Source organism: Nakamurella endophytica, assembly GCF_014646215.1.
GTDB classification, from domain to species: Bacteria; Actinomycetota; Actinomycetes; order Mycobacteriales; family Nakamurellaceae; genus Nakamurella; species Nakamurella endophytica.
In genome coordinates, this window is the sequence record NZ_BMNA01000010.1 from 48547 (window position 1) to 66797 (window position 18251).

At 75.4% G+C, this 18251-nt stretch carries 21 protein-coding genes; 12 read left to right on the forward strand and 9 right to left on the reverse strand.

Annotated elements, in window-relative coordinates; translation table 11 throughout:
* Positions 1-3: 3 nt before the first annotated feature.
* Positions 4-831, reverse strand: coding sequence for an alpha/beta fold hydrolase (locus IEY37_RS17425; protein WP_188943864.1), 828 nt, complete (start codon positions 829-831; stop codon positions 4-6).
* Between the two features lie 232 nt (positions 832-1063).
* Between IEY37_RS17425 and IEY37_RS17430 the strand changes: the two genes are divergently transcribed.
* The 3 genes from IEY37_RS17430 (at position 1064) to IEY37_RS17440 (ending at position 3174) form a co-directional block, all read left to right on the forward strand.
* On the forward strand, positions 1064-1297 hold the full coding sequence (locus IEY37_RS17430; RefSeq protein ID WP_188943866.1) for a hypothetical protein: 234 nt from the start codon (positions 1064-1066) through the stop codon (positions 1295-1297).
* A 151-nt stretch (positions 1298-1448) separates the two neighbouring features.
* Positions 1449-2342, forward strand: coding sequence for a S41 family peptidase (locus IEY37_RS17435; protein ID WP_188943868.1), 894 nt, complete (start codon positions 1449-1451; stop codon positions 2340-2342).
* A gap of 1 nt (position 2343) precedes the next feature.
* Positions 2344-3174: an ATP-grasp domain-containing protein gene (locus tag IEY37_RS17440; protein WP_188943870.1), complete on the forward strand. Its 831-nt coding sequence runs from the start codon at positions 2344-2346 to the stop codon at positions 3172-3174.
* Between the two features lie 26 nt (positions 3175-3200).
* Here IEY37_RS17440 and IEY37_RS17445 read toward each other — a convergent pair whose 3' ends face one another.
* On the reverse strand, positions 3201-3587 hold the full coding sequence (locus IEY37_RS17445; RefSeq protein ID WP_188943872.1) for a hypothetical protein: 387 nt from the start codon (positions 3585-3587) through the stop codon (positions 3201-3203).
* A 272-nt stretch (positions 3588-3859) separates the two neighbouring features.
* Between IEY37_RS17445 and IEY37_RS17450 the strand changes: the two genes are divergently transcribed.
* Together IEY37_RS17450 and IEY37_RS17455 are read left to right on the forward strand one after the other, a co-directional pair.
* Positions 3860-4507: a response regulator gene (locus tag IEY37_RS17450; protein WP_188943873.1), complete on the forward strand. Its 648-nt coding sequence runs from the start codon at positions 3860-3862 to the stop codon at positions 4505-4507.
* A 12-nt stretch (positions 4508-4519) separates the two neighbouring features.
* Positions 4520-6418 carry a sensor histidine kinase gene (locus tag IEY37_RS17455; protein WP_188943875.1) on the forward strand — a complete coding sequence of 633 codons (1899 nt, stop codon included), beginning with the start codon at positions 4520-4522 and terminating at the stop codon, positions 6416-6418.
* Between the two features lie 266 nt (positions 6419-6684).
* Here IEY37_RS17455 and IEY37_RS22865 read toward each other — a convergent pair whose 3' ends face one another.
* Positions 6685-6942: a serine hydrolase gene (locus IEY37_RS22865; RefSeq protein WP_188943877.1), complete on the reverse strand. Its 258-nt coding sequence runs from the start codon at positions 6940-6942 to the stop codon at positions 6685-6687.
* 334 nt (positions 6943-7276) lie between these two features.
* Between IEY37_RS22865 and IEY37_RS17465 the strand changes: the two genes are divergently transcribed.
* From IEY37_RS17465 to IEY37_RS17485, 5 genes are all read left to right on the forward strand, one after another.
* Positions 7277-7705 (forward strand): hypothetical protein, encoded by a 429-nt coding sequence (locus IEY37_RS17465; RefSeq protein WP_188943879.1) that lies wholly within the window; start codon positions 7277-7279, stop codon positions 7703-7705.
* A gap of 332 nt (positions 7706-8037) precedes the next feature.
* Positions 8038-8646 carry a dihydrofolate reductase family protein gene (locus IEY37_RS17470; RefSeq protein WP_188943881.1) on the forward strand — a complete coding sequence of 203 codons (609 nt, stop codon included), beginning with the start codon at positions 8038-8040 and terminating at the stop codon, positions 8644-8646.
* Positions 8647-9156: 510 nt separating this feature from the next.
* A complete protein-coding gene (locus IEY37_RS17475) occupies positions 9157-9561 on the forward strand; it encodes a histone-like nucleoid-structuring protein Lsr2 (protein WP_188943883.1) in 405 nt (134 codons plus the stop codon).
* Between the two features lie 179 nt (positions 9562-9740).
* Entirely contained in the window at positions 9741-10394 is a 654-nt protein-coding gene (locus tag IEY37_RS17480) for a hypothetical protein (RefSeq protein WP_188943885.1), read from the forward strand.
* Positions 10395-10970: 576 nt separating this feature from the next.
* Complete coding sequence (locus tag IEY37_RS17485; protein ID WP_188943887.1) at positions 10971-11840, forward strand: class F sortase; 870 nt, start codon at positions 10971-10973, stop codon at positions 11838-11840.
* Positions 11841-11852: 12 nt separating this feature from the next.
* Here IEY37_RS17485 and IEY37_RS17490 read toward each other — a convergent pair whose 3' ends face one another.
* From IEY37_RS17490 to IEY37_RS17505, 4 genes are all read right to left on the reverse strand, one after another.
* Positions 11853-12275: an SRPBCC family protein gene (locus IEY37_RS17490; protein ID WP_188943889.1), complete on the reverse strand. Its 423-nt coding sequence runs from the start codon at positions 12273-12275 to the stop codon at positions 11853-11855.
* Positions 12276-12327: 52 nt separating this feature from the next.
* Positions 12328-13728, reverse strand: coding sequence for a class II 3-deoxy-7-phosphoheptulonate synthase (locus tag IEY37_RS17495; RefSeq protein ID WP_188943890.1), 1401 nt, complete (start codon positions 13726-13728; stop codon positions 12328-12330).
* Positions 13729-13869: 141 nt separating this feature from the next.
* Positions 13870-14388: a polyadenylate-specific 3'-exoribonuclease AS gene (locus IEY37_RS17500; protein ID WP_229674585.1), complete on the reverse strand. Its 519-nt coding sequence runs from the start codon at positions 14386-14388 to the stop codon at positions 13870-13872.
* Between the two features lie 10 nt (positions 14389-14398).
* Positions 14399-15160 carry a lysophospholipid acyltransferase family protein gene (locus IEY37_RS17505; protein WP_188943893.1) on the reverse strand — a complete coding sequence of 254 codons (762 nt, stop codon included), beginning with the start codon at positions 15158-15160 and terminating at the stop codon, positions 14399-14401.
* A 299-nt stretch (positions 15161-15459) separates the two neighbouring features.
* On the opposite strand from IEY37_RS17505, the gene IEY37_RS17510 reads away from it, so the two are divergent.
* Complete coding sequence (locus tag IEY37_RS17510; protein ID WP_188943895.1) at positions 15460-16071, forward strand: hypothetical protein; 612 nt, start codon at positions 15460-15462, stop codon at positions 16069-16071.
* Positions 16072-16358: 287 nt separating this feature from the next.
* On the forward strand, positions 16359-16571 hold the full coding sequence (locus tag IEY37_RS17515; RefSeq protein WP_188943897.1) for a hypothetical protein: 213 nt from the start codon (positions 16359-16361) through the stop codon (positions 16569-16571).
* 108 nt (positions 16572-16679) lie between these two features.
* Here IEY37_RS17515 and IEY37_RS17520 read toward each other — a convergent pair whose 3' ends face one another.
* Entirely contained in the window at positions 16680-17642 is a 963-nt protein-coding gene (locus IEY37_RS17520; protein WP_229674586.1) for an ROK family protein, read from the reverse strand.
* Positions 17639-18223: a hypothetical protein gene (locus IEY37_RS17525; RefSeq protein ID WP_188943899.1), complete on the reverse strand. Its 585-nt coding sequence runs from the start codon at positions 18221-18223 to the stop codon at positions 17639-17641. Before IEY37_RS17525 ends, IEY37_RS17520 begins: the two co-directional genes overlap by 4 nt.
* Between the last annotated feature and the right edge of the window lie 28 nt (positions 18224-18251).

The window sequence follows — 18251 nt, forward strand, 5'->3', positions numbered from 1 at the left end:
CGGTCACCGTGGTCCCGGCACGCTCCCGGTCCGCGCCAGCACGGCGGCGGCGACGTCGGCCGGCCGGGTCTCCGGCAGCCAGTGCCCGCCGGCGAGCTCGAGGAAGCGGTACTCCCCGCGGACGTGACCGGCCGTGGCCTCCGCGGCCGCCCGGCCGAGCGCGAAGTCGCTCCGACCCCAGACGTAGGTGGTCGGGACGGTGACGTCCGGAACCGGGACGCGCAGCGAGAACGGCATCCCCCGGTACCAGTCCAGCGCACCGGTCCGGGCGCCCCGGTCGGCCAGCTGTGCGACGTACCGGTCGGCGTCCGCCGCCGGCAGTCCGGAGCGCAGCAGCGTCCGCCGCAGGGAGAGGCCGACCAGCAGCTCCGGCAGCCACGGGAGCTGGAACAGGGCCATGTAGTACGACCGCAGACCCTGCGTGCTGTGCAGCAAAGCCGTGGCCAGGGCCGCCGGATGCGGCGTCGACAGCACCGTGAGCGACCGGATCCGGTCCGGGTGCCAGCCGGCGGCGGCCCAGGCCACCGCCCCGCCCCAGTCGTGCCCGACGACGTGCGCGGCGTCGACGCCCGCTGCGTCGAGCAGCGCCACCAGGTCGGCCACCGTCTCCCGGGTGGCGTACGACCGGCGCCTGCGCGGACGGGCACTGGCCGGGTAGCCGCGCATCGCCGGTGCCAGGGTGCGGAGGCCGGCGGCGTGCAGGTCCGGTACCACCCGGTCCCACGAACGGGCGTCCTGCGGGAAGCCGTGCAGCAGCACCGTCACCGGGCCGTCGTCCGGCCCCCGGTCCAGCACCGGGAACGTCAGGTCGCCGCGGGTGTAGCTGTCCATCGCGGCATGCTAGGCGGGCACACCAACGGAGCCGCCCCTGGCCGGTCGTCGCGCCGACGCCGGGACACGGTGCGAGGGACCCGTGGGGGTGATGCCGTCCGACATGCCTGTAGGTACCGTGGCGGCACTGGCACCGACCGCCGGCACCGTGCGGCGGATCCGAGGAGAGGTGACCGCGATGGCCGGCAGCCCAGATCCGGTTCCGTCCGGACGCCCGTGCCCGGTGGTCGCGGTGCGCGGCAACACACCGCACAGCCTGGCCGACTTCGTCGACGACGTGCACTTCACCGTGGACCTCGGCGCCGGCATGACGGCCGTGGCCGGCGTCGGCGCGCCTGACGGCACCGCGGTGCGGGTCCGGCAGAAGGATGACAACACCAAGGACGTGCGGGTCTGGCTCGTCCGGCTGGATCCACGGGGCGTCTTCACCGCCGAGCTGGTCAGCCCGCTCGCGCCGAGCCGCTGACACCGGTGGCCCGACCGGCGTCCGGGGCCGACAATCGCTGCACCCGGCGTCCGGTCAGTCGCCCGGGTGACCGCTGCCGCCGGCGCCCGCGCCGTCCGGCGGTCCGCACCGGCGGGTGACCGGAGCCCGGCCGACGACTGGAGGAACCGGGGTGCGCAGCGAGCCGGTGCCGGGCACCACGTCCGAGCTGGTGGCGGCGCTCGTCCGGTGGTTCGACCGGCTCTGGCCGGACCCGGACCGCGGCGCCGCCGCGGCCGTCGCGCTCCGGGAGGCCTTCGCCGGCGACGACCGGCCGGTCGACCCGCTCGTCTGCCGCCAGCTGGAGACGCTGGTGCACCGCTGGTCGCGGCACGTCGAGCTGGTGCACGAGGACACCGAAGCCGCGCCAGACCGGGACCCGCCGGGCTGGACCCGGGAGCCGGACGCGGCGGTGCACCGGCGGGCCTCGGGCGTCGCGGCGGTCGTGCGGCGCCCGGACGGGATCGCGGTGCTGCGCATCGACGGGCTCGACGCGGCCCACCTGGCCGCGCCGTACCTGGACGCCGCCGCGGATCTGGTCCGCGGTGCCGCCGGCGCGGTCCTCGACCTGCGGCGCAACGGCGGCGGTGACCCGGCGACCGTCGCCCACCTGCTGGACTGGGTGATCGGCCCGGTGCCCACCCACATCAGCGACGTCCGGTACCGCGACCGGACGCGCCAGTGGTGGACCGCCGGCCGCTCGGCCGCGCGGGCGCTGTCGCCCGAGACCCCCCTGGCCGTGCTCACCGGGCCGGGCACCTACTCGTCCGCGGAGGCCCTGGCCTTCCACCTGCAGCAGCGGTGCGGGGTGCCGGTGGTCGGCGCGCCGACCCGGGGCGCCGCCGACCACGTGACGCCCGTCCGCCTCACCCGGCGGGTCCGCGGACTGCTGCCGGAGGCGTTCGTCGTGGACACCGCCACCGGGCGGAACTGGGAGGGCACCGGGGTGCTGCCGGACGTGGGGACCGATCCGGACGACGCGCCCGACGTCGCGGCCGCGACCCTGCTCGACCGCCGGGCGCACTGACGTGGACGTGGACCGGCTGGTGCTGTACGCCCGGCACGCCGACACCGCCGCGGCGCTGGCCGCCGCCGCGGAGCGGCTCCACCTCGCGGTGGTGCCCGTCACCGCGGACCCGGAGTCCGTGGTCCGCGCGCTGTCCGCCGGCGCCGCGGAGCGGACGGCGATCCGTGCCCCCGGCGGCCTGGTGGCCGCGGCGCTGTCCCGTGGCGCTCCGGTGGAGCTCGCCGGCCCCACCCCGGCCTGGTTCGCCGGTCTGGACGCCGCCGTGACCGGCCGCCGGTGGATGCTGTGCGACCCGGCGACGGCGGCCGCGGAACTGCGCGGCGGTCCCCGGTTCGTCAAGCCGGCCGACGCCAAGCTCCCGGACTTCCCGGCGCAGCGGATGCACGACCCCGGTGAGCTGGCGCGCGCGGTCGCGGCGGTGGGAGCCGGCCCCGGCATGCAGCTGCTCGTGACGGCCGGGTGGCTGCGGATCGACTCCGAGTACCGGGTGTTCTGCTGCGACCGGCAGGTCGCGGCCGCGTCGGCCTACCGGGTGCAGGACGAACCGTGGAGTCCGCTGCTGCACACGCACCGGGCGTCGTTCCACGTCGAGGCCGCCGCCTGGGCCGCCGGGCTGCTGCGGGACCTGCCGGACGCGGCGGTGCCGCCGGCGGCCGCGCTGGACGTGGCGCGGCTCGACGACGGCCGGTTCGTCCTGCTCGAGGCGAACAACGCCTGGAGCGCCGGACCGTACGGCTGTGACCCGGACGGCGTGCTCCGGTGCGTGCTGGCGGCACGGCCGGCCGGCCTGGACGATCCGTTCCGGTGGCGCCCCGATCCGGCCCTGCCGTGACGGGATCCGGCCGGCCGCGCGGCGGATCAGGCGGAGCGCTGGAAGTACGCGCTGGCCTTGGGGGTGTACAGGCAGATCAGGATGACGACCGCCACCACCGCGGACCCGGTCCCCGGTCCGCGCGAGTCCTGGTACTGCTGGTCGCGCAGGATCCAGCCGAGGACGGTCGCCAGGATCTGCAGCACGGCGACGACCGTGACGACGGCGCAGGCGAGGCGGTTGCCGTCGGCCAGGCCCTTCGCCACGGCGAGGTAGACCAGGCCGAGCAGGATCATCAACACACCGACGACCGAGACCCCGCCGTGGGCGGACATCGCGACGATGCCGGTAACGAAGAAGCCGATCGCCCCGAGGACGACCAGCACGACGACGAGGACCACCAGGCCCGGGCGGGTACGAACTGCTGCGGTCATCTGTCGATGCCTGTCTGTCGGCGGCGGTGCCGCGGGTGGTGGAGCGGTCCGCAGGTCAACCTAGGAACGGCCGGGAGCGCGGTCCATGGACCTGGGTCGCCAGTCCGCCACGGCGCACCGGCGGCGCGCCCGTCGACCGGACCCGGGCGGGCCCTCCGGCGACCGGCACGCGACCTGGGTCTATTGGCGAACGGCCGCGCCTGCCGCATGCTGTCCCGCAGCGCGCGCCGGGGCGCGAGGACCCGGGTCGGCTCGACGAGGCAGGTGCGCCGGTGCAGGTGGTGATCGGGGAGGACGAGGCGCTGCTGCGGCGCGGGTTGACCCTGATCCTCCAGGACGCCGGCTTCCTGGTGGCCGGGACGGCCGCCGACGCCGCCGGCCTGGTGCGCCTGGCGGCGGTGCACGAACCCGACATGGTGATCACCGACGTCCGTATGCCGCCGACGCACACCGACGAGGGCATGGCAGCCGCGCTGCAACTGGCCCGGATCTACCCGTCGATGTCGGTGGTGGTGCTGTCCCAGCACGTGCAGCGCCGGTACGCCGTCGAGCTGCTCGGCGAGAAGCGCAGGGGCATCGGCTACCTGCTCAAGCAGCGGATCGCGGACGTCGACACGTTCTGCGCGGACCTGCGCCGCGTGCACGCCGGCGGCGCCGTCATCGACCCCGAGGTCGTGGAGATCATGGTGGCCCGGGCGGACCGGGACGGGACGGCGATCGGCCGGCTCACGCCGCGGCAGCGGGAGGTCCTGAAGCTGGTGGCCGAGGGACGCAGCAATCTCGCGATCGGCACGGAACTGCACATCACGGAAAAGGCGGTCGTGCAGCACACCTCGCGGATCTACGACGCCCTCGGCATCGCCGTGGACGACGACGCCCACCGCCGGGTCCTGGCCGTCCTGAAGTACCTGGCCCAGTAGGTGACGGACGAGGTGGCGGACGAAGTGCGTGCCGCGCCGGTACGGACGGCCCGGCCCGCGCTGGCCAGATCGCTGCGCCGGAGCCTGATCTGGCTGTGCGGCGGCCTGGTCGGCGGCACCGGGGTGCTGCTGGCCATCCTGCTCGTCCATCCGGACTCGCCGCCCTGGGCCTATTGGGGCTACACGGCGGTCTGCTGGCTGTACTTCGTCGCCGGGTGTGTGGCCTGGTGGCGGCGGCCCAGCAACGGGATGGGTGCGCTGATCGTGTGGGGCGGCGTCTCGGTGTCGCTGCTGCTCGTCGGTTCCACGGCGGCACCGCTACTGGCGGCACTCGGGACGGCTGCCGGGACACTGCCGCTGGCCGTGGTGGTCCACCTGCTGCTGGCCTTCCCGTCCGGCCGGCTGCGGCGCGCACTGCCCTGGGCCGTGGTCGCCGCCGGCTACGTCGTCACCCTGGTGCTCCAGTTCCCGCTCTACGCGTTCGACGCCCGGATGTCCGCGCTGCCGCTGTTCGTCGCCGACCGGCCCGACCTGCTGCGGACGGGGATCGAGATCCAGCGGTACGCCGGGGCGCTGGTGATGGCAGTGACCGCGGTGGTGCTGGTCGTGCGGCTGCGCCGGGCGAAGCCCTGGCAGCGCCGGATCCTGGTCCCGCTGTTCGGCTACGGCGTCCTCGCGGTGCTGTTCATCCCGTTGTCGCCCAACCTGTTCTCCCGGTGGTTCGACTGGTCGCCGTTCGCGATCGGGGTGAGCCAGCTGGTCGCGATCAGCGGAGTTCCCGTCGCGTTCGCCCTGGCGGTGCTGCTCGGCGGCTTTGCGCGGACCGGCGAGGTGGAGGAGCTGTCCTCCTGGCTGAGCGCGCCGACGGCGGAACGATCCGGGTTGTCCGCGGCGCTGGCCGCCGTCCTCGGTGATCCGTTGCTGGAGATCGCGTTCCGCGTGCCCGGCCGGCTCGACTGGGTCGACTCCGCCGGTCGACCGGTCGGCCTGCCCGCACCCGGGGACACCCGGGCGGCCGTCCCGGTCGAGCTCTCCGGCGAGGTGATCGCCGCGATCGTCTACGACTCCGAGCTGATCGCCGACCCGGAGCTGGTCCGGGCGGCCGGGCGGGTGGTGGCGCTGGGCGTCGAGCGGGAACGGTTGACCGCGGCCCTGCGCGCCTCGGAGCAGTCGCTGCGCCGGTCCCGGGAGCGGCTGGTGGAGACGGCCGACCGGGAGCGTCGCCGCATCGCGCAGGACCTGCACGACGGGCTGCAGGTCACCCTCGTGCTGCTGGCCATCCAGGCACAGCAGCTCGCCCACCAACCGGGCGCCACCTCCGCGCACCGGACCGGGGCGACCGACCTGCGCCGCGGGATCGACGCGGCCGCCGCGGAGCTGCGGTCGCTGGTGCACGCGGTCATGCCCTCGTCGCTGCTCGAACGCGGTCTCGGGCTCGCCGCCGAGGACCTCGTCGACCGGTTGCCGGTACCGGCGGAGCTCGTCCTCGGGGACGTCGAGCCGTTGCCGACGCCCGTCGCGAGCACCGCCTACTTCGTCGTGGCGGAGGCCCTGACCAACGTGGTGAAGCACGCGGCGGCGTCGAAGGTGGTCGTGCGCCTGGAGCTGGTGGGCGGAAACCTGCTGGTGGACGTCCGGGACGACGGCAGGGGCGGCGCGTCCCGCGACCACGGGACCGGCCTGCGCGGTCTCGCCGACCGGGTCGACGTGCTGGGCGGCAGCCTCACGCTGGACAGCCCGGCCGGTGGCGGCACCCGACTGTCGGTGCAGCTCCCGGTGTCCCAGCAGGGCCCGGACGCGACCGCGGAGCTCGCCCGGGCCCAGCCTGACGACCGGCCGCGGCCGCCGGTCCTGCGCCCGACCGAGCTCACCGTGCCCGATCCACTGCCGGTCACCGCGACCCAGGACTGACGGCTGCGCCGCTGCCGTCCTCGGACGCGCAGGTCGTCGGCGCGCAGGTCGTCGACGCCGGCGGCGATGTCGGGGTCGCCGCCGACGTCGACGAGAGGAGCCCGCGGTCACCGCTGCCGGCGCGCCGACGCTCGGCGTGAGAGGGCCCGCAGGTGCGGGGGCGGAGCGTCGACGCCGGCACATCGACCCGGGGCGGGACCGACCCGCGCAGACTCTTCGGCACTGCCGGGAAGCCGGCTTCAGCAGCGGGTGCCGCATACCGCACGTCAGCTGCCGTTGGTGGTGCCGTACATGCGGTCGATGAGCCCCGCGGCGATCACCGAGGCCGGGGACTTCCCGTCGGCGCCGGGCGCCAGGTTCGACCAGACCACCACGGTGGCCTTGTCGACCGGGTCGTGACCCATGTAGGAGTTGTAGCCGGGCAGCTCACCGGTGTGCCCGTAGAACTGCGGGCCGATCCTGGCGATCCCCCAGCCGTACCCGGAACCCGGTAGCGCGATCGGCACGTCGATGACGCTGTCCATCCGCCGCCGCTGCAGGGCGGGGTCCAGCAGCGGCGTACGTCCCCCCCGAGCGCTTCGACCCAGGTCGCCAGGTCGCCGATCGTCGAGATACCCGCCCCGGCAGCCCATCCCCAGGACGGGTTGGCGTCGGTCTGGTCGTCCGGTCGCAGCTTTCCGGTCCGCGCCTGGGCGAGCAGGTCGCCCGGCAGCTCGGCCGTCGCCATGGTGCGGAGGTTGTCCGTGTACATGTACCCGCGGGAGTACGGCGCGGGCAGCGACGCGTCGTCCGTCGCCGGGAACGACGTCTGCATCAAACGACACCGGTGTCCGTCCGCCCAGCGCGGTGACGCCGTAGGTGGCGGTCACATCGCCGTCCGGCGTCCGGATCAGCATGGCCGCGTCGGGGATCCGCCTGCTGGCCGCCGGCTCGGCGAACTGGGCCTTGAGCGCCGCCGCGTCCAGCGGCAGCCGCGGGCGCGGCAACGCCCCGGACGTCGCGGTGGTGGCTGCGGTCGACATCGTCGACGAGCTCACCGCTGTGGATGAGGTGGCCGCCGTGGTCGACGCGGACGTAGCGGACGACGCGGACGTGGCGGACGACCTGGGTGCGGCACCCGAGGTCGTGCCCGTCGCCGACGTCCTCGTGCCGGCCGCGTCCGTGCCGGTCCCGCTGGTGCAGGCGGATCAGCAGCACGGCGCACGCAGCGGTGGTACCGGCGACGAGCCGGCGTCCCGTCCCCACCGTTCGCACGGGATGCGGTGTGGGCATTGCGGTCTCCCCTGACGGCACGGCGGTGGCGGAACGCCGCCGGACGCCCGGGACGGCACGGATCATCGTCCGTGCCTCGTCCCGACGCGGTCCATAGACCTGGGTCCCGTCCGGGCCCGCGCACGGCTGCGCCAGCGGGCTGCACCTTCGGGCTGCGCCAACCAACGGCGTCAACGGACGACGTCAACCGACGACGACAACCCGCCGTGCCGGTCCGCGGTGGCCCTCCCCCGGCCCGAGGTGCACGCCGCCCCGCGCGGTGGGACCCTGACCGTCGTTCCCGCCCCACCCGGTCCCGCGCCATGCGGGCCGGTCACTCCCCAGGTGCCGACCGATCGGAGGACAGGATGGGCAAGGTCGTGGCGGCCGCCACCATGTCGCTGGACGGGTACATCGCGACCGCGGACAACGGGATCGGCCATCTCTTCGACTGGTACGACGTCGGTCCGGTGACGGTGCCGACCGTGACACCCGGTCTGACCTTCCACCTCACCGAGACCAGTGCCGGGTACTGGCAGCGGTGGACGTCGCAGCTGGGTGCTCTGGTCTGCGGACGCGTCCTCTTCGACGTCACCGACGGTTGGAACGGGCGGCACACCATGGACGTGCCGGTCGTCGTCGTCACCCACCGGCGACCGGACGACTGGATCGCGGCACATCCGGATGCCCCGTTCACCTTCGTGACCGACGGGATCCGCGCAGCCGTCGAGCAGGCGCAGGCCCTGGCCGGCGACCGGATCGTGGCGGTCGCCGCCGGCACCGTCGCCACCCAGTGCCTGGACCTGGGTCTGCTCGACGAGGTCGCCGTCGATCTGGTCCCGGTCGTCCTGGGCGGTGGCCGGCCGTTCTTCGGCGAGCTCCGGCACCGCGACGTGCTGCTGGGCGATCCCACGACCTGCATCCGGGCGGAGCGGGTCACCCACCTGGTGTTCCCGGTGACGCAGCCGCCCCGCTGAGGCGCGCACACCCGTCCGCGCGTCCACCCCGCACCCGGTCACCGCGGACCGCACCGTAGAACCGGGCGACGGGGCGGCGTCGGTCGATGGACGGTCGAGAACCCCGAGCGGAGCAGGGTTCTCGTCACCCGACGGAACAGAACGGTCGCACTCCGATTGCTTGTCATCCCGAGTTGCCGGTGCGCCCTGGCCGACGACAATCGAAGGGGTGCACGGATCGGCCCGGACACGAGTCGACGCCCTGCCCGACGCGTCCCGTGCCGGCAGGCGAGTGACGTCCACGGCCTCGTCCCGCCGGACCGTCCACCTGAGACCTGGTACCCGAAGGGCATTCCGGGCGATGCCTGTCCACCGAGGGACCCTGCCGCGCCCCGGGACAGCGAACCGTCGGTGCACCGCGGCGCCAGCTCACCTCCGGAGCGCGCCCGGACGACCTCGGCGCAGCGGTCGCAGATGCGTCCCGGGGACAGAGCGACAGGGGCGGCGGCGGGAGAACGGTGGGGTGACGTCATGGTGGTGAGGACGACGACCACGAAGAGCGACGACATCGACGGCACGCCGGCTGCCGAGACGGTCCGGTTCCAGCTGGACGGCAGCTCCTTCGAGATCGACCTGAGCCCGCGGAACGCCGAGGCCCTGCGCGGTGCGCTCGCCGAGTTCGTCCTGCATGCTCGCCGGCGGGACGACACCGGCCGCGACCACCGCGGTCGGCCGATGTCGCGGGTGACCCCCGTGGTTCGCGCACCGGCCCCACCGGCCTCGGCAGCGGACCTCGTCGCCATCCGCATCTGGGCCACGGACAACGGCTTCCGGATCGCCAGCCGGGGCCGGATCCCCGACCACGTCCGCGCGCACTACGCCGCCGCCCATCGAGAGGCCCGCCGGGCCGCCACCCGTTCCCGCCAGCCGGCCTGACGGCGCGGCACCGTCGGCGGGGGTTGCCGTGGAGCCGATCGCCCGACACGGGGTCGGAACGGGGCCGGATCGACGTCCGTCGGCGTGTCTCAACCTGAGGTCGAGTGTTGAGCGGATCGGGCGGCTATGTTCCGCCTGCCCGGCGATCACGCCGGAGGGGACTCTCGAGGGGTGTGGTCATGGGCCGGTTCACGGTCGTCCGAGGGGCAGCGTTGGCGGGATCCGTCGCGGCGGTGCTGCTGTGGGGAGGCGGCGCTGCGAACGCCGCGGCACCGGCGCAGCCGTCGCCGGACTGCAAGGTCCCGGTGCTGGCGGTGAGCCCGTCGTCGGCCGCGGCCGGCGGCCAGGTCACCGTCTCCGGGCAGAACTTCTCCGGCTGCGCGGCGCAGGGCAACCCGGCGAAGCCGACGCCGGTGCTGGAGGTCAAGGTCGGCGTGGTCACCGCGGCCAAGGTCTCGCAGGTGCTGGCAACCACGAAGACGGACGCGTCCGGAGCGTTCAGCGTCACCATCACCGTGCCGGCCGTGCCGGCGGGTGGCGCCGGCAAGATCGCCATCGCCGCGGAGTCGCAGGACCCGGCGACGACGTTGACCTACGCCGGCGCAGCGGCGATCGAGTACGCGGCCGCGCCGACGTCGACCTCGTCGTCGACGGTGGCCCCGACGACGTCGTCCACGGTGGACACGCCCACCGCCGTCCCGGCCGGTTCCGGCGGCGAGGGCGCACCGACCTCCGACAGCACCGTCGCCCTCGAGATCGCCGCCGGCGCCGCCGGTGTCGTGCTGGTCGGAGCGGGCGCCGTCGGGTTGCGCCGGCGGCAGCGGCAGCACTGACGGCCGGACGTGCGTCCGGATCCGCGGACCCAGCTGCGACCGGGTCGGGGCACTGCCCCCGGCCCGGCCGCGCGGGCGTCCCTGCGCACGGGGACGCCGTCGCCGGCGACCGGGCGGGTGCCGGCCGGTCGTGCCGCGACCCGGGTCTCCGACACCGGCGCCGTGCGCTCACGAGGTGTGGCACCGTCCCGGCAGCCCGCCGCCGTCCCGCCGTCCGCGGCTCCGGGGCCGTCCCGGGCCGGGCGCCCGTCGGCCCCGTCGGCCAGGTCGCCGCGGTCGTGGACCGGTCCGGCGCGGCCCGATCGCGGCGCCGTCCTCCCGCCGGGCGCCCCCGCGTCCGGCTGGGACGTCCTGGCCGCCGGGCCTGACCTCCCGCCCGCCAGCAGGCTGAACCGCACCCGCAACGGGACCGGACGGTCCCTTCGGGATCCGGTTCCGGATCCGGATCCGGCGCCGTCCTGGACCGCACGGCGCAGCGCCCGTCCGCTCCAGCCTGCCGGCCATGCCGGCCATGCCGGCCACGCCGGCCATGCCGGCCACTCCGCCCGCGGCGCCCGCGCCGGCCGCCGTCCGGCCGTGCGCCGTCGCCGACCGGCGCCGCCCGGCCCGTCGCAGCTGCCGCTGGTCCTGATCGTCATCGGCGCGCTGCTGCTGGGGGCCACCTTCATCCTGGTGGCGCGGAACCGGCCCGCGGTGACCGACGCCGGGGTGGTGCCGCTGGCGGGTTCGCCGGCCACCGGTGCCAGCAGCGCCGCCGCAGCGGACCCCGCCGGGACCGGCGCCACGGCAGGCGACGCCGGCGTCCCGTCCGTCGTGGGTCCCGGCCCGGCATCGACATCGACCGCGACACCGACACCGGTCGGCGCCGGTCCCGCGGCGGCGACCGGCGCCGCCGTGGCGCCCCCCGCCGCCGGATCCACGGCCACCGGAGCAGCCCACCGCTCGACCGCGGTGCCGACCACGGGGGCCCGTGGCACGACTCCGGCTGCTCCGGCGGTTCCGTCGGGTCCGCCGGCCACGTTGCAACTGCCCCGCCTGGGCGTCACCGCCGACGTCGCCCCGATCGTCAGCAAGGACGGCGTGCTGCAGATCCCGGAGAACGTCGGGACGGTCGGGTGGTGGCTCTACAGCGCCGTCCCCGGCGCGGCCCGCGGCTCGACGGTGCTCGCCGGTCACATCGACTCCGCGGTGCAGGGGCCGGGCGCGCTGTACCGGCTCGGCGAGCTCGGCCCGGGCGACCGGATCACGGTCACGACCGCCAATGGCGCCGAGGTCGCCTACGTCGTCCAGGCACGGCACGTCTACGTCAAGAGCCAGGGACTGCCGGCGGACCTGTGGGACCAGCAGGGCCGGCCGCGGCTGGTGCTCATCAGCTGCGGCGGGCCGTTCGACGCGGCGCAGCGCAGCTACCAGGACAACATCGTCGTCTACGCGACGCCGGCCTGACGGGCCGTGCGATCAGGGTGTGACGAGCCGCTGCAACGCGATCTGCGCCAGCGGCGCGTACGCCAGGACGACCGGCGCGAAGCCGTCCGACTCGAGCTCCGTGCGGCTGCCGGGTGCGCCCGCTCCCGTCCCGCCCGACCGGGACGGTGCCGGCCGGGCGCTCACGCCGTGGTGCAGGCGGAGCGTGATGCCCAGGGGGGCGCGGACGGTCCACGCCCACGTCCTGGCCGCCACGTCGACCTCGTCGACGGTGAACGACAGGCGCAGCCCGAACCAGCCGTGCACCGTGCCCGACGTGCCGGCCACCAGCCGCGCCGCCGGGTAGTCGACGGACACGATCTGCGGCGACCAGGTCGGCCACAGTGCCGGCCGGGCGTACCGCTCCCACGCGACGTCCGGGGTCGCCCGGCCGGTGGCGGTCAGCCGCAGCCGCACGTCGCCACCCTCGGGCTCGCGGCCGCCGCCCTCGGCAGGGTCCGGACCACCGTCACGAGCGCAGCATCTCGGCGACCAGGAACGCCAGCTCCAGCGACTGCTGCGTGTTCAGCCGCGGGTCGCAGGCGGTCTCGTAGCGGCCGGCCAGGTCCTCGTCGCTGATCTCCTGCGCACCGCCGAGGCACTCGGTGACGTCCTCGCCGGTCAGCTCGACGTGCAGCCCGCCGGGATGGGTGCCCAGGTCGCGGTGCACCTCGAAGAAGCCCTGCACCTCGTCGACGATCCGGTCGAAGTGCCGCGTCTTGTAGCCGGTCGACGCCTCGTGGGTGTTGCCGTGCATGGGGTCGCACTGCCAGATCACCCGGTGGCCGGACGCCTCGACCTTCTCGATGATCGGCGGCAGCACGTCGCGGACCTTGCCGTTGCCCATCCGGGACACCAGGGTCAGCCGGCCCGGCTGGTGGTGCGGGTCCAGCCGCTCGACATACTCGACCGCCTGCTCCGGCGTCGTGCCGGGGCCGATCTTCAGCCCGATCGGGTTGGCCAGGATCTCGGCGAACGCGATATGCGCGCCGTCCAGCTGGCGGGTGCGCTCGCCGATCCACAGGAAGTGGCCGGACAGGTCGTACAGCTTCTCGGCGCCGCCCGGGTTCCGGTCCTCCAGGTCCAGTCGCAGCATGGCGCGCTCGTAGTCCAGCAGCAGCGCCTCGTGGCTGGCGAAGATCTCCACCGAGTGCAGGCTGTGCGAGTCGACGCCGCAGGCCGCCATGAACCGCATGGCCCGGTCGATCTCGGCGGCAACCCGCTCGTACCGCTCGCCGGCGCGGGACGTCCGGACGAACTCCTGGTTCCACTGGTGGACGCTGGCCAGGTCGCCCATCCCGGCGCCGGTCACCGCGCGCACCAGGTTCATGGCGGCGGAGGCGTTCGCGTAGGCCCGGACCATCCGCGACGGGTCCGGCACCCGGGCCTCGGGGCGGGTGTCGAGGGAGTTGATGATGTCGCCCCGGTAGGAGGGCAGGCCCAGGGCGTCCAGCTCGGACGAGCGCGGCTTGGCGTACTGGCCGGCGATCCGGGCCACCTTCACCACCGGCATCGAGGAGCCGTAGGTGAGCACGACGGCCATCTGCAGCAGCGTGCGGATGTTGCCGCGGATGTGCGGCTCGGTGTTCGCCGCGAACGTCTCGGCGCAGTCGCCGCCCTGCAGCAGGAATGCGCGCCCCTTGGCCACGTCGGCCAGCTGGTCGTGCAGCCGGTCGACCTCGCGGGGCACCGTCACCGGCGGCACGGCCTCCAGGACCTTGCGCACGGAGGCGACGGCGCCCTGGTCCGGCCACCGCGGCTGCTGGGCCGCCGGCAGCGACAGGGCCCGGTCGAGGCGGCTGCGCAACGCCGGGGGCAGGGGTGGCAGGTCCGGCCATTCCTCGGCCGGGACGTCGACGGTCCAGTTCACCGGTCCAGGGTATTTGCTCCGCGGACCGGCGGGCGCCACCGTGACGGCGCGCACCCCGCGCCACCGGGAGGCACCCTGCGGCACCGGGCGGGACCGGGCGGGACCGGGCGGCATCCTCCACATCCGCCGCGCTGCGGTGAGTCAGCGAGGCCGGGTACGCGCCCGCTCGGCGGCCAGCCAGCGCGCCCGGCCCAGCCGGGCGTCGGCGAGCGCGTCGTGCCGGTCCCGGCCGGCCTCCGGAATGGGCGGGCAGCCTGCGGCCTCCCAGTGCTGGCGGATCTCCCGGGTCAGCTTCGGGATCTCGCGCGGCAGCGCCGGCATGGCACCCCACAGCTGGGCCAGCACCACGTGGTCGTAGGCGGCGTACCAGGCCCACAGCTCGACGGGCAGGCCGGGCGCGGTGAAGAAGTCGAGCAGCTCGTCGCGGATCGTCGCCCGCGAGCGCCAGGCCCGGTCGGCCGGGCCCGGCAGCTTGTCGATGACGTTGCGGCGCACCCACGTGCCCGCCCGACCCGGGTCGAACTCCGTCGAGACGGCGTAGTACTCACGGCCGTCCTCGGCGGCGACGCCGATCGAGACCAGCTCGATGGTGCGTCCGTCCTCGATGAACTCGCAGTCGTAGAAGTACCGCGCCACCGGTCCGGTCGGCGGCTGTGGCACCACCGGCGCGTCAGCCGGCCTTGCGACCCGGCATCCGGGTCACCGTGCCGGGGCCGCGTCCCTCCACCAGCGGGGTGACCTGGCCACCGCGACCGGCGGCCAGGTCGGCCTTGACCTTGGCGGCATAGACGTCGACGTACTCCTGGTGGGACAGCTCCATGATCCGGTACATGATCTCGTCGGTCATCGACCGCTCGACGAACCGGTCCCCCGCCATGCCCTCGTACCGGGAGAAGTCCAACGGCCGGCCGAAGGTGACCTGGATGCGGTGCGGGCGCCACATCTTCGAGCCGATCGGGTTCACCTTGTCGGTGCCGATGGTGACCATCGGGACGACCGGGACGCGGGCCTCCAGCGCCATCCGGGCCACCCCGGTCTTGCCCTTGTAGAGCCGACCGTCGGGCGACCGGGTGCCCTCGGGGTAGATGCCCAGCGCCTTGCCCTCGCGCAGCAGCCGGACGCCGGTCATCAGGGCGTCGTGCGCGGCCGACGCACCGCCCCGGTCGATCGGGACCTGCCCGACACCGCTGAAGAACCACTTCTTGAAGCGACCCTTGAGGCCCTTCTCGGTGAAGTACTCGCTCTTGGCCAGGAACGTCACCTTGCGCTTGATGTAGAGGGGCGCGAGGAACGAGTCGGCCACGGACAGGTGGTTGCCCACCAGCAGCACGCCGCCCTTGTCCGGGACGTTCTCCGCACCGATGACGGTGGCCGGGAAGGAGAGCCGCAGCAGCGGTCCCAACAGCACGTACTTGCACAGGTTGTACAGCACCGCGGCGCGCCCCTTCCCACCGCGCGGGCAGCCCTGCTCGGCGGTGAGCGATCGGTGAGGAAGTGGGGTCAACCGTACCGCCGGGGGTCGGTCCCGGTCATCAGGCTGCCCGCGCGCCGCGGCATGTCACCATGGACGCCGACGCGTCGGAGCACCGCGGCACCCGCCCGGTTCCGTCCCGCCCACCGCTCCCCCGGACCCACCGACACCGCCCAGCTCCGCCACCCGAACCCGCCTCCCGTCCCTCGTGGAGAAGCAGCTCCGATGACCTCTGCCCCGCGCCCGGCAGGACTGCGCCGGTGACGGCCGCCGGTGCCGGCCGCGACCCCCTGGACGGCGCGAGCGACGAGGACGTCCGCCTGCGGTTCGAGGCGATCGTCGCGCAGTTCTCCGCCGGGCCGCCGGCCGGCGCCGCCGCCGCTCCGGCCGGCGCCGCCCTGTCCGCCCCGCCCACCGCCGCTCCTGGCCTCCCACCCGCGCCCGGCGACCGGCCCGGCGGTGCGGCGGACCGGGCCGGCGCCGGTGCGTCACCGGAGCAGGACGAGCGCGCGGCCGAGCGCCGGCGGCGACGGGAGCTGCGCAAGGCGATCCGCGCGGCGGAGATCGCCGAGTTCGAGGCCGAGCGGGCGGCCCGCGCCGCCGCCTACGCCGCGGACGAGGAGCACTACGTCCCGCCGGATCCGCCGCCGCTCCCGCGGCCGCGGCGGCGCACCGTCGCCGCCCTGCTGCTGATGACGGCCGGCATCGTGCTGCTCGCCCGGCCCGGGTGGTTCGCCATCGCCCCGGACGCCGTACTGGTGCTCGGCCTGGTCACCGTGGTCTGCGGCGTCGTCCTGCTGGTCCTGGGACTGCGGGCGCACTCCGCCGATCCCGGCGACGGCACCGGCTGGGACGACGGCGCCCGCGTCTGACCCTCCCGTCACGTCCGGTGGAGTCGGGGCGGGTACCGGCGGGGCTGCGACCGGCGGGGCTGCGACCGGCGTCCCGTCCGATCACGCCGAGGTCCCGGTCCGCAGCGGATGGACCCGGCGCCGCCGGGTCCTCCCGCTGCCGGCGCGACGGCACCCGTCCACCGATCACCGGACGGCGGTGTCGTCCCTCCCGACCTCCCGACGGCGGACGCCGGCGCGGCTGCCGGACCGGCACCGTGGGACCAGCCGGGGCAGCGGGACCCCGACCGGGGACGAGGGAGTGCACGATGACGACGACGGTGGCCGGCCGGATCCTGGTCGCGGTGCTCGGGCTGGCCGCGCTGGCGGCGGTGGCGGGAGCCGTCGCGACGATCGGCACCACGCCGCGGGACCACCGCACCATCGTGATCGAGGACGGCATCCGGGTGGTCGACATCCTGACCCACCCGCCGCACGTGCACCTGCACACCGGGCACGCCGGGGACCTCGCCGCCGGCTGACCGGTATCCGTGCGGACCGGCATCCGTGCCGACCGGACCCGGCGGAGCGCTGCCCAGGGCCGGGCCGGCGCCGACGGGTCGAGCGCCGACCGCGTCACCCCGACCGCGTCAGGCGACGGCGTCCGCCGCCAGCAGCGCCCCGCCGATGATGCCGGCCAGCCCGCCGAACCGGGCCACCTCGACCCGCGGCGCCGGCCGGTGGCCGTGCCCGGTGATGCCCGCGAGCATGCCGGCGACGGCATCGGGCAGGAAGTGCCGCGCCGCCCCGACCACCCCGCCGCCGATCACGATGACCTCGGGGTCGAGCACGTCGGTGGCCATGGCCAGGCCCACGGACAACCAGCGGCCCAGATCGGCGAACGCGGCCAGCGCGACGGGGTGGCCCGCCTCGGCCGCCGCCGCCACCATGGCGCCGGTGATCGGCGCACCGGTGTCGCCACCCATGGCCGGCTGGCCGGCGAAGGCCGGGTCCGCGGCCAGCTCCCGCGCGGTGTCGGCGAGTGCCGTCCCCGAGCAGTAGCGCTCCCAGCAGCCGCGCTTGCCGCACGGGCACGGCCGGCCTCCCGGCACCACGACGACGTGCCCGAGTTCAGGCGCGACCCCGTGCGCGCCGCGGTAGATGTCGCCGTGCACCACCAGCCCAGCACCGATGCCCGTGCCGAGCGCGACCAGGAGCGCGACCGGCGAGCCGGCGGCGGCCCCGTGCCGGTACTCGGCCCAGGCGGCGGAGTTGACGTCGTGGTCCATGACGACCGGCAGGCCGATCCGCGCCGACAACTGCTCCGGCACCGGGTCGTGCCGCCAGGCCAGGTGCGGCGCGAACATGACCCGCGCGCGGTCGGTGCTGACGAAACCGGCCACGGCCAGGCCGACCGCCCGGACGGAGTGCCGCTCGCGCAGCACGTCGACGAGCCCGGCGAGGGTGTCCTCGGTCTCCGGGACCGTGTGCGGCGTCGGTGCCGCCACGATCTCGAGGATCCGGCAGTCCGGATCGGACGGGTCCAGGACGCCCGCCCGCACCGAGGTCCCGCCGATGTCGATGCCCACCACCGTGCCGGCCGTGCCGCTCACCGGACCTCGATCCGCTGTACGCGTGGTCGCGCGTCCGCGCCGGCGTCCGCGCCGGACGTCCTGGCCGACGTCCTCGCTGCCGCCCGGTCCGCTGCCGCCGACCCCGGCGATACCCCGGCCGTCGGACCCGGCACCTCCCGGCCCGGGCCGTCGGCGCCCTCGGCTCCGTCCGGGCCGTCGGCTCCCTCGGGTCCGTCCGCGCCATCCGGCTGCGCGGTCCGCCCGCTGCCGCCGGCGGCCGGCAGCAGGCGCCGCACCGTGTCCAGCAGCGTCCCTGCCGCATCCAGCAGCCCGAGGGACAGTTCCGGTCCCTGGTCGCGGACAGCAGCGCGCACCCGGCACCACGGGCACGACGTGCACGGCACCGACCCGGAGGGGTGCGGGTCCTCGGCCCACCTCGGCGGGACCTCGGCTCCCCGGTCGGCGGCACCGCCGACCGCCCCGGATGCGGGCGGGTCCGCGGGCGAGTCGTTGCCCGGCTCCGGCGTCGACACCAGCAGCCGCAGCCCGGCCCGCGCCGACTCCACCCGCTGACCCAGCACGTCGACGAGCAGGGCCGCCTCCTCCGCCAGCGGGCCCACCGGGTGGTGGTGCGGCCCGCGCGGATCC

Coding starts and splice junctions, on each gene's coding strand:
- IEY37_RS17425 (WP_188943864.1), bottom strand. CDS start 831: ATGGACAGCTACACCCGCGGCGACCTGACGTTCCCGGTGCTGGACCGG.
- IEY37_RS17445 (WP_188943872.1), bottom strand. CDS start 3,587: ATGACCGCAGCAGTTCGTACCCGCCCGGGCCTGGTGGTCCTCGTCGTC.
- IEY37_RS22865 (WP_188943877.1), bottom strand. CDS start 6,942: ATGGACAGCGTCATCGACGTGCCGATCGCGCTACCGGGTTCCGGGTAC.
- IEY37_RS17470 (WP_188943881.1), top strand. CDS start 8,038: ATGGGCAAGGTCGTGGCGGCCGCCACCATGTCGCTGGACGGGTACATC.
- IEY37_RS17475 (WP_188943883.1), top strand. CDS start 9,157: ATGGTGGTGAGGACGACGACCACGAAGAGCGACGACATCGACGGCACG.
- IEY37_RS17480 (WP_188943885.1), top strand. CDS start 9,741: ATGGGCCGGTTCACGGTCGTCCGAGGGGCAGCGTTGGCGGGATCCGTC.
- IEY37_RS17515 (WP_188943897.1), top strand. CDS start 16,359: ATGACGACGACGGTGGCCGGCCGGATCCTGGTCGCGGTGCTCGGGCTG.